Genomic DNA, 16441 nt, shown 5'->3' with positions numbered 1-16441 from the left:
GCCCGAGGAGGAGACCGATGACCCGTCCGAACGCAACAATCGACGGCAACGAAGCCGCCGCGAACGTCGCCTACCTCGCGAGCGAGGTGGTGGCGATCTACCCCATCACCCCCGCCTCGCCCATGGGCGAGCTGGCGGACGCCTGGGCCGCGGCCGGCCAGGCGAACCTCTGGGGCGCGATCCCGCAGGTCGTCGAGATGCAGAGCGAGGCCGGCGCCGCCGGGGCCATCCACGGGGCGCTGCAGGCCGGCGCGCTCGCCACGACCTTCACCGCGTCGCAGGGGCTGCTCCTCATGCTCCCCAACATGTTCAAGATCGCGGGGGAGCTGACCTCGACGGTCTTCCACATCGCCGCGCGCACCGTGGCCACGCACGCGCTCTCGATCTTCGGGGACCACAGCGACGTGATGGCGGCGCGCAGCACGGGGTGGGCCATGCTCGCTTCGGCCTCGGTACAGGAGGCGCAGGACCTGGCCATGGTGGCGCAGATGGCGACGCTCGCCTCGCGCGTCCCCTTCCTGCACTTCTTCGACGGGTTTCGCACCTCGCACGAGCTGAACCGCATCGAGCTCCTCGAGGCCGAGGACCTGCGCGCGCTCCTCGACGAGTCGCTCATCGAGGCGCACCGGCAGCGGGCGCTGAACCCGGACCGCCCGGTCCTCCGCGGGTCGGCGCAGAACCCCGACGTCTTCTTCCAGGCGCGTGAGGCCTGCAATCCGTTCTACCAGGCGGTCCCGTCGCTGGTGGAGCAGGCCATGGGCCGCTTCGCCGACCGCACCGGCCGACGCTACCGGATCTTCGAGTACCACGGAGCGCCGGACGCCGACCGCGTGGTGGTGCTGATGGGCTCGGGCGTCGGGGCCGCGCGCGAGGCCGTCGAGGCGCTGGTGCAAAAGGGGGAGCGCGTCGGGCTCCTGCAGGTCCGCCTCTACCGCCCCTTCGACGCCGCGGCCTTCGTGGCCGCGCTCCCCTCCAGCACGCGCAGCCTCGCCGTCCTCGACCGCACGAAGGAGCCGGGGGCCACGGGCGAGCCGCTCTACCTCGACACCCTCGCCGCGCTCGTCGAGGAGTGGCCCGGGCAACGCCCCGGCGCGCCGCTCCCCCACGTCATCGGCGGCCGCTACGGGCTCTCGTCGAAGGAGTTCACGCCGCCCATGGTGGCCGCGGTCCTCGCCGAGCTGAAGGGCACGTCACCGAAGCGTCACTTCACCGTCGGCATCGTCGACGACGTGACGCACACCAGCCTGCGCTACGACGCGAGCTGGCTCCCCGAGTCCCCGGCCGTCACGCGCGCCGTCTTCTACGGCCTCGGCGCCGACGGCACGGTGAGCGCCACGAAGAACTCGGTCAAGATCATCGGCGACTACACGCCGCTCCACGCGCAGGGCTACTTCGTCTACGACTCGAAGAAGTCCGGGTCGATCACCGTCTCGCACCTGCGCATCGGCGCCAAGCCGATCCACTCGAGCTACCTCATCCGCCAGGCCAGCTTCGTGGCCTGCCACCAGTTCAACTTCCTCGAGAAGCTGGACGTGCTGGAGCTGGCCGAGCCGGGGGCCACCTTCCTGCTCAACAGCCCCTACCCCGCGAGCGAGGTCTGGGAGCAGCTCCCCCTCGAGGTCCAGGAGCAGCTCCTCGAGCGACGCCTCAAGTTCTACGTCATCGACGCGGTGAAGGTCGCCACCGAGGCCGGGCTCGGCGGGCGCATCAACACCGTCATGCAGGCCTGCTTCTTCGCGCTCTCCAAGGTGCTCCCCGTGGACGAGGCGATCGGCCACATCAAGGAGGCCGTGCGCAAGAGCTACCAGAAGCTGGGCGAGGCGATGATCCGCCGCAACGACGCCGCCATCGACGGCGCGCTGGCGGGGCTCGCCGAGGTGCCGCTGCCCTCCCAGGTGCGGGGCACCCTGCGCCGGCATCCCCCCGTGCCTTCTCAGGCCCCCGAGTTCGTGCAGCGCGTGACGGGAATCATTCTCGCGGGCAAGGGAGACCTCCTGCCGGTCAGCGCGATGCCTCCCGACGGGACCTTCCCCGTCGGCACCGCGCGCTGGGAGAAGCGCAGCATCGCGGCCGAGATCCCGATCTGGGACGCGCAGATCTGCACCGACTGCGGCCTCTGTGCGCTCGTCTGTCCGCACGCTGCGATCCGCATGAAGGCCTACACGCCCCCCGCGCTCGAGGGAGCGCCGAAGACCTTCCCCACCAAGGCCTGGCGCGGCAAGGAGTTCCCGGCGGGGACGCAGCTCACGGTGCAGGTCGCCCCCGACGACTGTACGGGCTGCGGGGTCTGCGTGGACGTCTGCCCCTCGCGGAGCAAGGAGGTGGCGCGGCACAAGGCGATCAACATGGCGCCGAAGCCCGAGCACCTCGAGACCGAGCGACGGAACTTCGCCTTCTTCATGCAGCTCCCCGAGATGGACCGCACCGTCCCGGCGCTCGACACGGTAAAAGGATCGCAGGTTCTAGAACCGTTGTTCGAATATTCGGGGGCCTGCGCCGGCTGCGGCGAGACCCCCTACCTGAAGCTCCTCACGCAGCTCTTCGGCCAGCGGCTGCTCGTGGCCAACGCGACCGGCTGCTCGTCGATCTACGGCGGGAATCTGCCCACCACCCCCTGGTCCGCGGGGCGCGACGGCCGCGGTCCCGCCTGGGCCAACTCGCTCTTCGAGGACAACGCCGAGTTCGGCCTGGGGATGCGCCTCGGCGTAGACCACCAGAAGGAGCTGGCCCAGAAGCTGGTCGGTGACCTCAAGGGCCAGCTCGGCGAGCACGTCGCGGCGGAGCTGCTCCTCGCCGAGCAGCGCACCGAGGAGCAGCTCGCTCGCCAGCACGAGCGGGTGCAGCAGCTCAAGGAGCGCCTGCGCACCATCAGCCACCCGGCGGCGCGCCGACTGCTGGCCGTGGCCGACGCGCTCGTCGAGCGCAGCGTCTGGATCATCGGCGGCGACGGCTGGGCCTACGACATCGGCTTCGGCGGCCTCGACCACGTGCTCGCCTCGGGGCGCAACGTGAACATCCTGGTGCTGGACACGGAGGTCTACTCGAACACCGGGGGCCAGGCCTCGAAGGCCACCCCCCGCGGGGCGATCGCCAAGTTCGCCGCGAGCGGCAAGACGAGCGGCAAGAAGGACCTCGGGATGATCGCCATGGCCTACGGCGACGTCTACGTGGGGCAGATCGCGATCGGGGCCAACCCGCGGCAGACGATTCGCGCGATGCTCGAGGCGGAGGCGTACCCGGGCACCTCGCTGCTCATCGCCTACAGCACCTGCATCGCGCACGGCATCGACATGTCCAAGTCGATGGCGCACATGCAGTCCGCCGTGAAGAGCGGCTACTGGCCGCTCTACCGCTTCGTGCCGCGCTTCGAGGGCGAGGGGGCGCCGTTCCAGCTCGACAGCCGGGACCCGGACCTCTCGTTCAGCGAGTTCGCCCGCGAGGAGGCGCGCTTCGCGATGCTGGAACGGTCGCGCCCCGGGCACGCCCGGCGGCTCATGGACCTGGCGCAACAGGACATCGATCAACGCTGGCGGCTCTACCGACAGCTCGCCGGCGTGGAACGTACGGTGCCGCGCGCGGAGGAAGAGGAGGTGCGCGAATGAGCGTCGACCTGCAGACGACCTATCTGGGTCTCACCCTGAAAAACCCGATCGTAGCAGGGGCCTCGCCCCTCACCGGGCACCTCGACGAGCTCAAGGAGCTCGAGGGTGCGGGGGTCGGCGCGGTCGTATTCCCGTCGCTGTTCGAGGAGCAGATCGAGCACGAAGAGATGGCGCTCGCGCGAGTCCGGGACTTCGGCGCCGAGAGCTTCCCCGAGTCGCTCCACTTCTTCCCCGAGCTCGACGACTACAACACCGGCCCGGGGGCCTACCTCCGCCGCATCGAGGAGGCGCGCACCAAGCTCTCGATCCCCGTCATCGCCAGCTTGAACGGTCAGTCGACCGGAGGCTGGATCCGGCACGCGCGGCTGATGCAAGAGGCGGGGGCGAGCGCCGTCGAGCTGAACATCTATCACCTGCCGTCGGACCTTGCGGTAAGCGGCCAGGCGGTGGAGCAGCGCTACGTCGAGCTGGTCGAAGCCGTGCGGGCCGAGGTGACGATCCCCCTCGCGGTCAAGATCGGGCCCTACTTCAGCTCCGTGGCCCACCTCGTGGGGCGGCTCGTGGCGGCGGGCGCGGACGGCGTCGTGCTCTTCAACCGCTACCTCTTTCCGGACATCGACGTCGAGGCGCTGGAGGTCCGCCCCCACCTGCAGCTCAGCACGGCGGCGGAGCTGCTCTTGCCGCTGCGCTGGATCGCCATCCTGCACGGACGGGTGAAGACCTCGCTCGCCGCGAGCAGCGGCGCGGTCACGTCGAACGACGTGGTGAAGCTGCTCCTGGCCGGCGCGGACGTGGTGATGCTGGTCTCGTCGCTGCTGCGCTATGGCACCGCGTATCCGGCCCAGATCCTGGCAGAGCTCGAGAGCTGGCTCGCCGACAACGACTACGAGTCGGTGCGCCAGCTCCAGGGGAGCCTGAGCCAGCTCCATAGCCCGAACCCCGAGGCCTTCGAGCGGGCGAACTACATGCGGGCTCTCGCGTCGTTCACCTCGGAGCGCCCGTAGCGGGCCGATGCGCTTCCCCGTCTCCGGGGTCGAGACCTCGCCCCTCGTGCCCCTGCTGGCCGCCTTCGGCGTCTCCACCTTCACCTCTCTCGGGGGCGTGGCGGGGGGACTCATCCTCGTACCGTTCCAGGTGAGCGTGCTCGGCTTCGCGGGCCCGTCGGTGAACCCGACGAATCACCTCTTCAACGTGCTCGCCATCCCGCTCGGGGTCTACCGCCACCTGCGCGAGGGACGCATGCTCTGGCCGCTCACCGCGACGATCCTGGCGGGGAGCATTCCGGGGGTGATCCTGGGCTCGCTCGGCCGCATCTACCTGATGCCCGAGGCGACGCGCTTCAAGGGCTTCGTCGCGCTGGTGCTCGTGCTCCTCGGGGCCCGCATGCTCCTTCGCCGGCGGCGCGGACCCGGCCCCGGCGCGCCCCCGCCGGCCTTCGGCGGTCCGGTGCGGGTGGTGCGCTTCACCCCGCGCGTGCTCGAATACGAGCACGCGAACGAGAGCTGCCGCGTCTCGGTCCCGCGCCTCGCGGCCCTCACGCTCGCCGTGGGGGTGCTGGGCGGAGCCTACGGCCTCGGCGGCGGCGCGCTCATCGCCCCCTTTCTGGTCTCGGTCTTCGGGCTGCCCGTGCACAGCATCGCGGGCGCGGCGCTGATGGGCACCTGCGCCACCTCGAGCGTGGCGGTCCTCTTCTTCGCCGCGAGCCCGGCCCTCCTCGGCAAGGCCGCGGCCCTGCCCGACTACCCCCTCGGCGCCCTCTTCGGCCTCGGGGGAATGGCCGGCATCTACCTCGGGGCGCGCCTGCAGCGGCGCGTCGCCCCTCGACCGATCGAAGGGTTGCTCGGCCTGGTGTGCCTCGCGCTGGCCACCTTCTACGGCGTCGAGCTGGCGCGGCGCTGAGGGCGGCGCCTCCACCGACGGCCGCAGGCGAGCGCGAGCAGACCCCCGAGCAGAAGCCACGAGCCGCTCCCCCGACGGGGAATCACGCCGCAGCCGCCGGTGATCGCGTCGGCCGCCGGGTCCTGCACGGCTTGCGGGTCCGGGTGATCGAGCTCTTCCACGTCAGGCCCTGGAGCGGTGGAATCCCCGGGGGAATCCGCGAGCTCCAGCTCCGCCTCGGTGGCCTGCAGCGCGGGCTCCTTCCCCGGCGTCGCGGGAGGCGAGGCCCCCTTGTCCGAGGTCGCCGTCGCGTCGGGCGTCGGCGACGGGTCCGGCTTGGGCTCGGGCTTCGGGGTCGTGTTCGTCGCGCGCGGCTCGGGGGGCTTCGGCTGGGCCGGTGGATGCCAGAAGCTGGTCTCCTTGCGTGCTCCCGCCCAGCTGAAGCTGATATGCACGTGATCGGTGTGGGGGTTCGACCCGCTGTACGAGCGCCAGCCGTCGTTCGGGCTGTACGCGCGCCACATGCGCCGGTTCGAGATCATGTACATGATGCCGAAGCGGCGGGCCATGGCGTGCCGGTGCCCCTGCGCGTCGGTGGCGAGCAACCAGGTGAGCAGCGCCTTGGTCGCCGGATGCGACGCGGGGAGGCCCCAATCCCACGCGCGCCCTTCCTTGTGCTCGCTCTGCCCGCCCGAGTTGCACGCGCGCACGATGCCGTAGCTCCTCGTGCACGGGTACGCCGCCAGCACGAGCTTGGTGAAGCTGACCACGCCGGGCTTGGCGACGGGATCGCAGCGCGACTGCCCCACGTAGGAGGCGTAGCGGTCGATGCTCTTGCCGAAGACGGGCGACTTCGGATGGGTGTGCGCCGGATCCGTGCACGCCGCCGCCATCTGCCGCTCGCCCTCCGCCGGGTCGGGGGCGTGCTCGTGCACGTGGTCCTCCCCGTCCACGTCCCCCTCCAGCTCGGGAGGTGCGCAGGCGGACCACGACAGCGCGGCGCCGAGCGCGAGGGCCCAGCGCGCGTGACGACGTTGACGGGACGGGGGGGCGGAGAACGGCGTTGTGTGGGTCATGCAGAGGTTCGACCAAAGCAACCCGGGTGCCACGGGCTCGCGCACGCTCGGCGCTTCCCAAGTCCCGGGGATGGCGAGGTGCCGCGGCGCGGCGACGAGATCCCCGGGGGGGACCACCCCACCTCGCCTGCACACGCGAGGTTGCACGGCGCGACCCGCGACCGGGCCACGACCCAGGGCTGCCCCGCGTTGACCGCCACGCCTCGGTGCTTCTACTCTTCCGTTCCTCGACCGCCCGACACCCGACCGGAGGAGCCCGCATGTCCGACCCCCGTATGACCCGCTTGGCCGAGACCCTCGTGGACCATAGCTGCCAGCTTCAACCCGGCGAGAAGGTCCTCATCGAGGCCTTCGACCTGCCCGACACGCGGCTGGTGTGCGAGCTCGTGCGCCTGGCCCGCGCCCGTGGGGCGCACCCGCTCGTGGAGTGGAAGAACAACGAGGTGCTCCGCGCCCTCTACCGCGAGGGCACCGAGGAGAGCCTCGGCGCGGCCGGCGCCTTCGAACGCGCCCGCATGGAGCAGATGCAGGCCTACATCGGCATCCGTGGCGCGACCAACACGAGCCAGTTCTCCGACGTGCCCCCGCCCCAGATGGAGCTCTATCAGAAGCTCTGGTGGCAGGCGGTGCACACGCAGGTGCGGGTCCCGAAGACCAAGTGGGTCGTGCTCCGCTACCCCACGCCCTCGATGGCGCAGGCGGCCAAGATGAGCACCGAGGCCTTCGAGCGCTTTTACTACGACGTCTGCACGGCGGACTACGTGCAGATGGCCAAGGACCAGGAGCCGCTCGTCGCGCGCATGAGCCGCACCGACCGGGTGCGGATCGTGGGCCCCGGGACCGAGCTCACGTTCTCCATCAAGGGGATCCCGGTGCGCCCCTGCCACGGTCAGCGCAACATCCCCGACGGCGAGGTCTTCACCGCCCCGGTCCGGGACAGCCTGAACGGGGTGATCCGCTTCAACACGCCGGCCCTCTATCAGGGGACGGTCTTCGAGCAGGTGGAGCTCGAGTTCCGCGCCGGCAAGATCGTGCGCGCGAGCTGCGCGCGGGACGAGGCGCGCCTGAACCAGATCTTCGACGCCGACGAGGGGGCGCGCTACGTGGGCGAGTGGTCGCTCGGCTGCAACAACCGCGTGCGCCAGCCCATGCTCGACGCGCTCTTCGACGAGAAGATCGGCGGCTCGTTCCACCTCACGCCCGGCAACGCGTACGACGAAGCGGACAACGGCAACCGGAGCTGCATCCACTGGGACATGGTGCTGATCCAGACCCCCGAGCACGGCGGCGGCGAGATCTGGTTCGACGGCGAGCTGGTCCGCAAGGACGGCCGGTTCGTGCCCGCCGAGCTGCAGGGGCTCAACGCGGGGCTCTGAGCCGGGCCGGACCGGGCAGCGGACCGGGCAGCGGACCGGGCGCCAGCGGGAGCTGCTTCAGGAAGTGCTCGATCAGGCGCTCGAGCTTCCCCTCCCCGGTCAGGGTGACCTCGAAGGTCTGCCCCGCGTGCCAGAGCACGCGCCCCGTCTCGTTGTGCACGAGCGAGATGGCCACTCCCGCGACCGAGCTCGTCGGGGCCGGTCCTCTCCCGCGCAGGTCGAGCGTGAGCGGGACCGGGTGCGGGAGCTGACGCGCGCCGCTCTCCCGGGGCGGTGACCGGTCCCAGGGATCCCGCCAATCGGGAGGAGGCACGCAACTCCGGCAGGGTCGGCTCCCGGCGTGGGTCGCGATCGCGCCGAGGCGCACGAGCTCGGGGAGCGCCCGCACCGTGATGCGGCCGAGGGCCACCGCGACGTGCGCCGCCCCGCGCCCGATCCCCGAGAAGAGCTTGCCGAGGCCGCTCAGCCCCTTCCCCTTGCCCGCGATGGCGGCGGCGATCAGCACCACCGCCACCGCGACGAGGAGCGTGATGCCCACGATCTGCAGCGCGGTGATCCAGCCGCTCTGCCTCGGCGCCACGTAGGCCCAGCCTCGGGCGTAGAGCGTGGCGTCGGCCCCCAGCACGGCCTTGAGCGGGATGGTGAGCTCGGGCGAGGTCTCGGCCTCGAGCGGGCCGGGACCGGGGGGAGCGTGCGCCGTCTGCTCGTGGAGCTGCACGCGCAGGGCGAGAAGGTCCTGCGGATGCAGCACGGCCTCGAGCTTCCCCCCGGGGAGCGCGAGCGCCACTCCGTCGGGCCGTAGCACCGCGTTCACCTCGTAGCCCCGCCGACGGAGCGCCAGCACCAGCTCGCTCACGGCCCGATGGCTGAGCGCCTGGATGGCGCGCTCGAGCTCCGGCGAGCGCACCGAGCGGCCGGCCACCTGCAAGCTGAGGTCGACGGGGAGCAGGGCCACCTTCCGCACCGGCGCCTCGCCCCGCGCGAACTCGGGGGCCATGCGTGGGTGGACCGGACGCAGCCCCGCGCAGCCGGAGAGGGTCGCGACGCACGCGACGGCGCAGGCGGCGGCCGAACGACGCAGACGCGAGAGTCGCAGAGGTCGCATGACGCGCGGTGGGAGCAAAGCGCGTGCCGGCGCGGCGGGCGCGAAAACGCAGCCTCGACCCCGCGTGCGCCATCGTACGCCGTCGCCCGCGCGCTGCACTGTGGCGCGCACGACTCAGCGCGCGTGCCGCACGTCACCTAAACTGCGACCATGTTTGCCCACGGCTTGATCACGCAACGACGTGCTTCTGTGTCAGGCGCCGAGGCCCTGGCCGCGGGCCAGCAACGGACCGAGGAAGCGCGCCGTCTCGTCGAAGAGGTTGCGGTCCGGATGGAGGCTCTTGCCGACCCCCTCGATCGTGACGAGCGCCACGAGGACGAGCACCATCTCGGCCATCGGGCGGAGTCGGTGCCGCCGCGCCAGCGCCAAGAGGTCGTTGACCAGTCCGCCGAACTCGAGCTGCGCCACGTCGAGCTGACGGAAGTGGCCGAGAAAGACCTCCAGGTCGCGCTCCACCTCGTCCCAGTCGAGCTGTCCCACGTAACCGTGGAACTCCTTCAGGTGGGCCACCATGTCCTTGGCGTCCCCCATCGTCATGCAGCGGGTGAAGTCCGTGAACTGGCGCAGGAGGCCCGGACCGAGGCGTTTCACCAGCCCCACGTCGAAGAGCACGACCTTTCCGTCGGGAAGGACGAGGAAGTTCCCCGGGTGAAGATCGGCGTGGACGAAGCCGTGCTCGAAGCACATGCGCATGACGAGGTCCTGCAGGAGCAGCGCGAGCGGGCGGTGGTCGCCGGGGGGGAGGGCATCCACCTTGTTCCCTTCCACGAACTCCATCGTCATCACGTTGCCGCTCGAGAGCGTCGGGTGGACCTCCGGAAAGCGCACCCGCGGCTCGTCCTCGAAGTTGCGGCGGAAGGTCTCGTAGTGCGCCGCCTCGAGCCGGAGGTCGGTCTGATCGATGATCCCCTGCACGAAGTGCTCGAGGTGCCCGACCGGGTCCGAGAGCCGCGCACGCGGGTGCAGCGCCACGAGCCGGGCTCCCGCGCGCAGGATGGCCGCGTCGCGCTCCACCTTCTGCCGCACGTCGGGGCGCAGCACCTTCACCGCCACGACGCGCCCGTCCGCGAGGCGTCCACGGTGCACCTGGGCCACACTCGCCGCCGCCACCGGGGCCGGCTCGATCTCGGCGAAGTGCTGCTCGACCGGTCCGCCCAGGTCCCCCTCGATCTGCCGCCGCGCCCGTTCGAAGGAGAAGGGGGGCAGCTTGTCCTGGAGCTGCTTGAGCTCGTCGATCACCTCGGGCTCGAGGAGGTCGGGGCGCGTGCTGAGCACCTGCCCGAGCTTGATGAAGGTGGCGCCGAGGGCCGTGAGCACGCGCCGCAGGATGCGGCCCTGCAGCCGCGCGCGGGCCCGGGCCCGCTCTCCCCGCGGAAGCAGTCGCACGCGCAGGCGGCCGAAGCCGTAGAGCGTGAGGTACCAGAAGACCACGACGCCCATCACGAAAACCCGGCCGGCGATCACGAAGGGACGCATGTGCCGATCAGCCTACGCGGGGCGCCGCCACCGGGCAATGGGGCACTTTCCTGGGCTACGGCCCGCGGGAAACCTCGACCCGTAGGCCTAGTGGTGCCGGTCCTGCGGCCGCGGAGCCAGCTTCCCCCTACCCCCCTGGTGGTCCTCCCAGGTCACCTTGCCGTGCCCGGTCTCGATGGCGCGCATGGTGATGCACCCCATCACCGGGCAGACCAGGCTGCAGAGGTTGCACCCGACGCAGTCGTCCTCCTTGACCCACACCTCGGTCCGCCCCCGCCGCTCGTCCCGCCGCGCGCCGATCGCCTGGTGCGCACCGTCGTTGCAGGCCGTGTAGCAGAGCCCGCAGCCGATGCACTTCTCCTGCGCGATCTCGGCTCGCACCACGTAGTTGAGGTCCAGCTCCTTCCAGTCGCGCACGCGCTGCACGCTCCGCCCCCGCAGCTCGTCCAGCGTGGCGAGGCCCTTCTCGTCGAGGTAGTTGCTCAGGCCGTCGAGCATGTCCTCCACGATGCGGAACCCGTAGTGCATCACCGCGGTGCAGACCTGGACCGAGGTCGCGCCGAGCAGGATGAACTCGGCGGCGTCGCGCCAGGTGGAGATCCCGCCGATGCCGCTGATCGGGATCGTGTCGCACTCGGCGTCGCGCGCGATCTCCGCCACCATGTTCAGCGCGATGGGCTTGACCGCCGGACCGCAGTAGCCCCCGTGCGACGAGAGCCCGGCCACGGTGGGGCGTGGGGCGAAGGTGTCCAGGTCGATGCTCGTCACGCTGTTGATCGTGTTGATCAGGCTCACCGCGTCCGCGCCGCCGCGCACCGCCGCGCGCGCCACGTAGCGCACGTCGGTCACGTTCGGCGTGAGCTTCACGATCACGGGGGTCCGGGCCACTTCCTTGACCCACTCGGTGATCTGGCAGGTGTAGTCCGGCACCTGCCCCACGGCCGACCCCATCCCGCGCTCCGACATGCCGTGCGGACAGCCGAAGTTGAGCTCGAGGCCATCCGCCCCGGCGTCCTCGGCCTGCTTGACGATCGTGTGCCAGGCCTCGCGCTTCGACTCCACCATCAGGCTCACCACCAGGGCCTGCTTCGGGTAGCGCTTCTTGACCTCGGCGATCTCGCGCAGGTTGACGGCGAGCGGACGGTCCGTGATGAGCTCGATGTTGTTGAGCCCCATCATGCGCTGCCCGCCGTAGTCCACCGAGCTGTAGCGGGACCAGACGTTGACCACCGGTTCGCCGAGGGTCTTCCAGACCGCGCCGCCCCAGCCGGCGTCGAAGGCGCGCATCACCTGATCCCCGGTGTTGGTCGGCGGGGCCGAGGCCAACCAGAAGGGGTTCGGCGCCTTGATGCCGCCCAGATTCACCCGCAGATCGGCCATCAGCCTTCCTCCAGCACGCGGTGGATGCTCCGTGCGGCGCGCTTCCCCTCGGCCACCGCGTTCACCACTTCCTTGCCGCCGTTCGCACAGTCCCCGCCGGCCCACACCTGCGGGTGGCTCGTGCGCCCCTCGGCGTCCACCGCCACGCAACCCCGCGCGTCGAGGGAGAGCGACGGGATGGCCGACCAGAAGGCCCGCCGCTTCTCCTGCCCCGTCGCGCGGAGCACGAGCTCGACGGGCAGCTCGAAGGTCTCGCCGGGGATGGGCTCGGCGCTCCCGCTTGCGTTAACCCGGGTCCGCTGGCAGCGCAGCCCCTCGACGCGCGTCTCGCCGAGCACCGCGACGGGCTGGGCGCAGAAGACCAGCTCGACCCCGTCGAGCCGGGCCAGCTCGACCTCGTGCGCGTAGGCCGGCATCTGCGCCGGGCCGCGGCGGTAGACGAGGTAGACCTTGGCCGCCCCGAGGCGAGAGGCCTGCGTGACGCCGTCGATGGCGGTGTTCCCTCCGCCGAGCACCGCCACGCGCCGGCCGGCCAGCGAGACCTCCGCCTTGGGTCGCGTCTTGAGCTCGGCGATGAACTCGAGCACGTCCCGCACGCCGGACAGCCCCTCGCCCGGGATGCCGAGCGGCGGCACCGCGCCGAGCCCCACGCCGACGAAGACCGCGGCGTGGTCCGCGAGCAGCCGCTCGAAGGGGAGGTCCACCCCGACCCGCGTGCCGCACTGCACGGTCACGCCGAGGCTCTCGACCCACGCCACCTCGGCGAGCGCCGCGTCGCGGTCCAGCTTGTAGTCCGCGACCCCGACGGTGTTCAGGCCGCCCGCCTGCGCCGCGGCCTCGTAGACCTGCACCGCGTAGCCCGCGCGCACGAGCTCGGCGGCGCACGAGAGGCCCGCCGGACCCGCGCCCACCACCGCCACGCGACGACCGTTGGAGGGCGCCGCCCGAAAGAGCGCTTGCCGCCCCCGGACCACGGGCTCGGTCGCGTACCGCTGCAGCTGACCGATCGCGATCGGCCGCTTGTGCAGGTCGTGCAGGACGCAGGCCCCCTCGCAGAGCACCTCCGTCGGGCAGACGCGCGCGCACGAGTAGCCGAGGACGTTCGCCTCCAGGATCGTGCGCGCGGAGCCCTTCAGGTTCCCCGAGGCGATCTTCTTGATGAAGGCCGGCACGTCGATCTGCGTCGGACAGGCTCGCGTGCAGGGCGCGTCGTAACAGAAGAGGCAGCGGCTCGCCTCGGCGAGCGCCTCGTCGCGGCTCAGAGCGGGCTTGAGCGGCGCGAACTCGGGGGTCGCACCCTCGCGCGCGGTGGGGATTGCCGTCATGGTTTCCTCGTCGTCGTGACCGCGCAAAAACAGGCCAGCGGCGTATCTTAGGAGGGCCTCGGTCGGCTTGGCAAGGGGCTGGTGAGTGTGTCAGCATCCCTCGCATGAAGGATGCACCGACGGCCATGCGGGGGGTACGGGGCGCCACGACCGCCGAGGAGAACACGGCAGCGGCGATCGTGGAGGCCGCGCGCGAGCTCCTCTCGACCCTCCTCAAGGCGAATCAGATCCAGGCCCAGGACGTGGCGAGCATCTTCTTCACCTCGACGGCTGACCTCACCTCGGCCTTCCCGGCGCAGGCGGCCCGCGAGCTCGGCTACTCCGACACCCCGATCCTCTGCAGCCAGGAGCTGCCCGTCCCGGGCGCGCTCCCGCGCTGCATCCGCGTCCTTCTGCACTGGAACACGGCCCGACGCGCCGACGAGATCAAGCACGTCTATCTGCGCGACGCGGTACGGCTCCGCCCGGACCGCCGCTGGCCGCGCTGACCCGTCAGCCCCTTTTCCCGGAACGGAGCCCCGCATGGTCATCATCATGGAGCCCCACGCCTCGCCCGCGCAGATCGAGGCCGTGGTGCGGCACGCCGAGCGCCTGGGCCTGCGCGCCCACCTGAGCCCGGGCGCCGAGCGGACGATCATCGGCCTGGTCGGGGACGGGCGACTGCTCGACCCCCCGGAGTTCACGATGCTCGAGGGGGTCTCGAACGCGGTGCGCGTGCTGGAGCCCTACAAGCTGGCGAGCCGCCACAGCCGGCCCGAGGGAACGCGCTTCCCCGTCGGTGCGGTGACCGCCGGAGGGGCCGAGCTCCTGCTCATCGCCGGGCCCTGCTCGGTCGAGAGCCGCGAGCAGATCCTCGAGACCGCGCACGCCGTCAAGGAAGCGGGGGCCACGGCGCTCCGGGGCGGGGCGTTCAAGCCGCGCAGCTCGCCCTACGCGTTTCAGGGGATGGGGCTCGAGGGGCTCAAGCTCCTCGCCGAGGCGCGCGAGGCCACCGGGCTGCCGGTCGTGACCGAGGTGATGGGGATCGAGGAGATCGCGCCGGTCGTCGAGTACGCGGACGTGCTGCAGATCGGCGCGCGGAACATGCAGAACTTCAACTTGCTCAAGGCCGTCGGCCAGTGCAGAAAGCCCGTGCTCCTCAAGCGCGGCCTGATGAGCACGCTCGAGGAGCTCCTGATGAGCGCCGAGTACATCCTGGCGCAAGGCAACGCGCAGGTGATGCTCTGCGAGCGCGGCATTCGAACCTTCGAGACCTATACCCGCAACACCTTCGACATCAACGCCATCCCCGTGCTGAAGCATCGCACGCACCTGCCGGTGATCGCGGACCCGAGCCACGCCACGGGGCAGTGGCAGCTCGTGGCCGCCGCCTCGCGCGCCGCCGTCGCCGCGGGCGCGGACGGACTCATCGTCGAGGTGCACCCGGCCCCGGAGAGGGCTCTCTCCGATGGGCCGCAATCGCTCAAACCCGAACGCTTCGCCGAGCTGGTGCGCGAGGTGCGCGCCGTGGCCCGTGCCGTGGGGAGGAACGCCTGAGATGTGGACGCGCGCGCTGAAGCAAGAGCGGGTGTGCGTGGTGGGGCTCGGACTGATGGGGGGCTCCCTCGCGCTGGCCATTCGAGACGACGTGGCGAAGCTGAGCGCCATCGAGCCCGACGAAGGAACCCGGTCGCAGGCCGCGGCGCTCGGCCTGCTCGATGACGCGAGCGCGGAGCTCGGCGACCTGCTCGGCGAGGCGACCATCGTGGTGCTCGCCGCGCCGGTGCGCACGAACCTCCGGCTGCTCCCCGAGCTCCCCGAGTTCCTCGCCCCCGGTACGCTGGTCCTCGACGTCGGCAGCACCAAGCGCGCGACGATCGCGGCGATGGACGAACTCCCCCAGGAGCTCCTCGCGGTGGGCGGGCACCCGATGTGCGGCAAGGAGCGAGCGGGCTTCGGCGCCGCCGACTCGGAGCTCTTCGCCGAGAAGACCTTCGTCCTCTGCGACAGCGAACGCACCACCCCCGAGGCGGAGGCGAAGGCCGAGGCGCTCGTGGGGGCCCTCGGCGCTCGCCCCCTGTGGATGGACGCGGCGACGCACGACGCGGCAGTGGCCACCGTGAGCCACCTCCCCTACGCCCTGTCGGCGGCGCTCGTGGCGGCCACCGACGGGCTCCGCGAGGAGGGGCAGGCGCTGATCGCGTCGGGCTTTCGGGACACCTCGCGGGTGGCCGGCAGCGATCCGCGGATGATCGCCGACATCCTGGTCACGAACGCCGACCTCCTGCTCCCCGTGCTCGCTCGCGCGCGCGGCGCCCTCGACGAGCTGGTGCGCCGGATCGAGGCGGAGGACCCGGAGGCACTCGCGGCCCACCTCGGGTCGGTGCAGAGGCGGTGGCACCAGCTCAACCGCCGTTCATGAGGGTCGCCTTCCAGGGGGAGCGCGGCGCGTACTCGGAGCTGGCCTGCCGCGCCTTCTTTGGCGATACGGCCGAGCCGACCTCCGAGCCGAGCTTCGACGCCGTGTTCGAGGCCGTCGAGGCGGGGCGCGCCAAGCGGGGCGTCGTGCCGATCGAGAACTCCCTGGCCGGGACGATTCATCGGAACTACGACCTGCTCCTCCGGCACCGGCTGCACCTCGTGGGCGAGCAGACGCTCCGCATCTCGCACTGTCTGATCGCCGCCCCCGGGGTACCGCTCGAGGCGGTGCGCGTCGTCAGGTCGCACCCGCAGGCCCTCGCGCAGTGCGAGGCGCGGCTCGCGGCGCTGGGCGTCGCTACCGAGCCGGCCTACGACACGGCGAGCGCGGTCCGCGACCTGGCCCTGAGCGGGCGACGCGACGCAGCGGCGATCGCGAGCCGGCTGGCCGCCGAAGTCCATGGGATGTCCGTGCTGAAGTCCGACTTCGAGGACCGCGCGGGCAACGTGACGCGCTTCCTCGTGCTGGCCCGCGAGCCCCTCTCCGCTCCCGGCGTGGGGCCCGAGAAGACCTCGCTCGCCTTCTCGCTGCCGAACCGCCCCGGCGGGCTCTTCAAGGCCCTCGCCGTCTTCGCCCTGCGCGACCTGGACCTGACGAAGATCGAGTCGCGCCCCCTGCCGGGCGAAGCGTGGTCCTACGTCTTCTACCTGGACTGCGTGCACGAGGGGCCGCGGCAGCCGGTCGAGCGCGCTCTCTCGCACCTGGAGGAGCTTTGCACGCTGCTGCGGGTCTTCGGCACCTACCCGCGGCACGACGAGCCGGATC

13 protein-coding genes are annotated in these 16441 nt (G+C 71.5%); 8 read left to right on the top strand and 5 right to left on the bottom strand.

Features of this window, described 5'->3' with window-relative positions:
* The first annotated feature begins 17 nt into the window (after positions 1–17).
* From nifJ to IT371_15475, 3 genes are read left to right on the top strand one after another with little or no spacing between them, the layout of a single operon-like run.
* On the top strand, positions 18–3602 hold the full coding sequence (gene nifJ, locus IT371_15485; GenBank protein ID MCC6749062.1) for a pyruvate:ferredoxin (flavodoxin) oxidoreductase: 3585 nt from the start codon (positions 18–20) through the stop codon (positions 3600–3602).
* Positions 3599–4606, top strand: a complete 1008-nt coding sequence (locus IT371_15480) for a dihydroorotate dehydrogenase-like protein (GenBank protein ID MCC6749061.1) — start codon at positions 3599–3601, stop codon at positions 4604–4606. The genes nifJ and IT371_15480 overlap by 4 nt, the downstream gene beginning before the upstream one ends.
* 7 nt (positions 4607–4613) lie before the next feature.
* Complete coding sequence (locus IT371_15475; GenBank protein MCC6749060.1) at positions 4614–5501, top strand: sulfite exporter TauE/SafE family protein; 888 nt, start codon at positions 4614–4616, stop codon at positions 5499–5501.
* Here IT371_15475 and IT371_15470 read toward each other — a convergent pair.
* Positions 5474–6556 (bottom strand): hypothetical protein, encoded by a 1083-nt coding sequence (locus tag IT371_15470; GenBank protein ID MCC6749059.1) that lies wholly within the window; start codon positions 6554–6556, stop codon positions 5474–5476. The genes IT371_15475 and IT371_15470 overlap by 28 nt on opposite strands.
* Before the next feature lie 260 nt (positions 6557–6816).
* On the opposite strand from IT371_15470, the gene IT371_15465 reads away from it, so the two are divergent.
* Complete coding sequence (locus tag IT371_15465) at positions 6817–7932, top strand: aminopeptidase (GenBank protein ID MCC6749058.1); 1116 nt, start codon at positions 6817–6819, stop codon at positions 7930–7932.
* Here IT371_15465 and IT371_15460 read toward each other — a convergent pair.
* The 4 genes from IT371_15460 to IT371_15445 form a co-directional block, all read right to left on the bottom strand.
* Positions 7916–9037, bottom strand: coding sequence for a hypothetical protein (locus IT371_15460; GenBank protein MCC6749057.1), 1122 nt, complete (start codon positions 9035–9037; stop codon positions 7916–7918). The genes IT371_15465 and IT371_15460 overlap by 17 nt on opposite strands.
* A gap of 192 nt (positions 9038–9229) precedes the next feature.
* The gene (locus IT371_15455; GenBank protein ID MCC6749056.1) at positions 9230–10513 is read right to left on the bottom strand and encodes an AarF/ABC1/UbiB kinase family protein; all 1284 of its coding nucleotides are present in this window, start codon (positions 10511–10513) and stop codon (positions 9230–9232) included.
* An 87-nt stretch (positions 10514–10600) separates the two neighbouring features.
* Positions 10601–11893 (bottom strand): NAD-dependent dihydropyrimidine dehydrogenase subunit PreA, encoded by a 1293-nt coding sequence (gene preA / locus IT371_15450; GenBank protein ID MCC6749055.1) that lies wholly within the window; start codon positions 11891–11893, stop codon positions 10601–10603.
* Entirely contained in the window at positions 11893–13218 is a 1326-nt protein-coding gene (locus IT371_15445) for an NAD(P)-dependent oxidoreductase (protein ID MCC6749054.1), read from the bottom strand. Before IT371_15445 ends, preA begins: the two co-directional genes overlap by 1 nt.
* Positions 13219–13343: 125 nt before the next feature.
* Here IT371_15445 and aroH point away from each other — a divergent pair, with 125 nt between their 5' ends.
* From aroH to pheA, 4 genes are all read left to right on the top strand, one after another.
* Positions 13344–13706 carry a chorismate mutase gene (gene aroH / locus IT371_15440; GenBank protein MCC6749053.1) on the top strand — a complete coding sequence of 121 codons (363 nt, stop codon included), beginning with the start codon at positions 13344–13346 and terminating at the stop codon, positions 13704–13706.
* 34 nt (positions 13707–13740) lie between these two features.
* Entirely contained in the window at positions 13741–14754 is a 1014-nt protein-coding gene (gene aroF / locus IT371_15435) for a 3-deoxy-7-phosphoheptulonate synthase (GenBank protein ID MCC6749052.1), read from the top strand.
* Position 14755: 1 nt separating this feature from the next.
* Complete coding sequence (locus IT371_15430; protein MCC6749051.1) at positions 14756–15619, top strand: prephenate dehydrogenase; 864 nt, start codon at positions 14756–14758, stop codon at positions 15617–15619.
* The coding region (gene pheA / locus IT371_15425; protein ID MCC6749050.1) for a prephenate dehydratase at positions 15616–16441 on the top strand (826 nt) is incomplete at its 3' end. The genes IT371_15430 and pheA, both read left to right, overlap by 4 nt.

It is taken from the genome of Deltaproteobacteria bacterium (assembly GCA_020848905.1).
GTDB lineage: Bacteria > Myxococcota_A > Polyangia.
The sequence above is the reverse complement of the archived record's forward strand: the minus strand, read 5'-3'. Positions and strand labels throughout refer to the sequence as shown.

Coding starts and splice junctions, on each gene's coding strand:
- aroH (MCC6749053.1), top strand. CDS start 13,344: ATGCGGGGGGTACGGGGCGCCACGACCGCCGAGGAGAACACGGCAGCG.
- IT371_15445 (MCC6749054.1), bottom strand. CDS start 13,218: ATGACGGCAATCCCCACCGCGCGCGAGGGTGCGACCCCCGAGTTCGCG.
- IT371_15475 (MCC6749060.1), top strand. CDS start 4,614: ATGCGCTTCCCCGTCTCCGGGGTCGAGACCTCGCCCCTCGTGCCCCTG.
- aroF (MCC6749052.1), top strand. CDS start 13,741: ATGGTCATCATCATGGAGCCCCACGCCTCGCCCGCGCAGATCGAGGCC.
- IT371_15465 (MCC6749058.1), top strand. CDS start 6,817: ATGTCCGACCCCCGTATGACCCGCTTGGCCGAGACCCTCGTGGACCAT.
- IT371_15455 (MCC6749056.1), bottom strand. CDS start 10,513: ATGCGTCCCTTCGTGATCGCCGGCCGGGTTTTCGTGATGGGCGTCGTG.
- nifJ (MCC6749062.1), top strand. CDS start 18: ATGACCCGTCCGAACGCAACAATCGACGGCAACGAAGCCGCCGCGAAC.
- IT371_15460 (MCC6749057.1), bottom strand. CDS start 9,037: ATGCGACCTCTGCGACTCTCGCGTCTGCGTCGTTCGGCCGCCGCCTGC.
- IT371_15480 (MCC6749061.1), top strand. CDS start 3,599: ATGAGCGTCGACCTGCAGACGACCTATCTGGGTCTCACCCTGAAAAAC.
- IT371_15470 (MCC6749059.1), bottom strand. CDS start 6,556: ATGACCCACACAACGCCGTTCTCCGCCCCCCCGTCCCGTCAACGTCGT.
- preA (MCC6749055.1), bottom strand. CDS start 11,893: ATGGCCGATCTGCGGGTGAATCTGGGCGGCATCAAGGCGCCGAACCCC.
- IT371_15430 (MCC6749051.1), top strand. CDS start 14,756: ATGTGGACGCGCGCGCTGAAGCAAGAGCGGGTGTGCGTGGTGGGGCTC.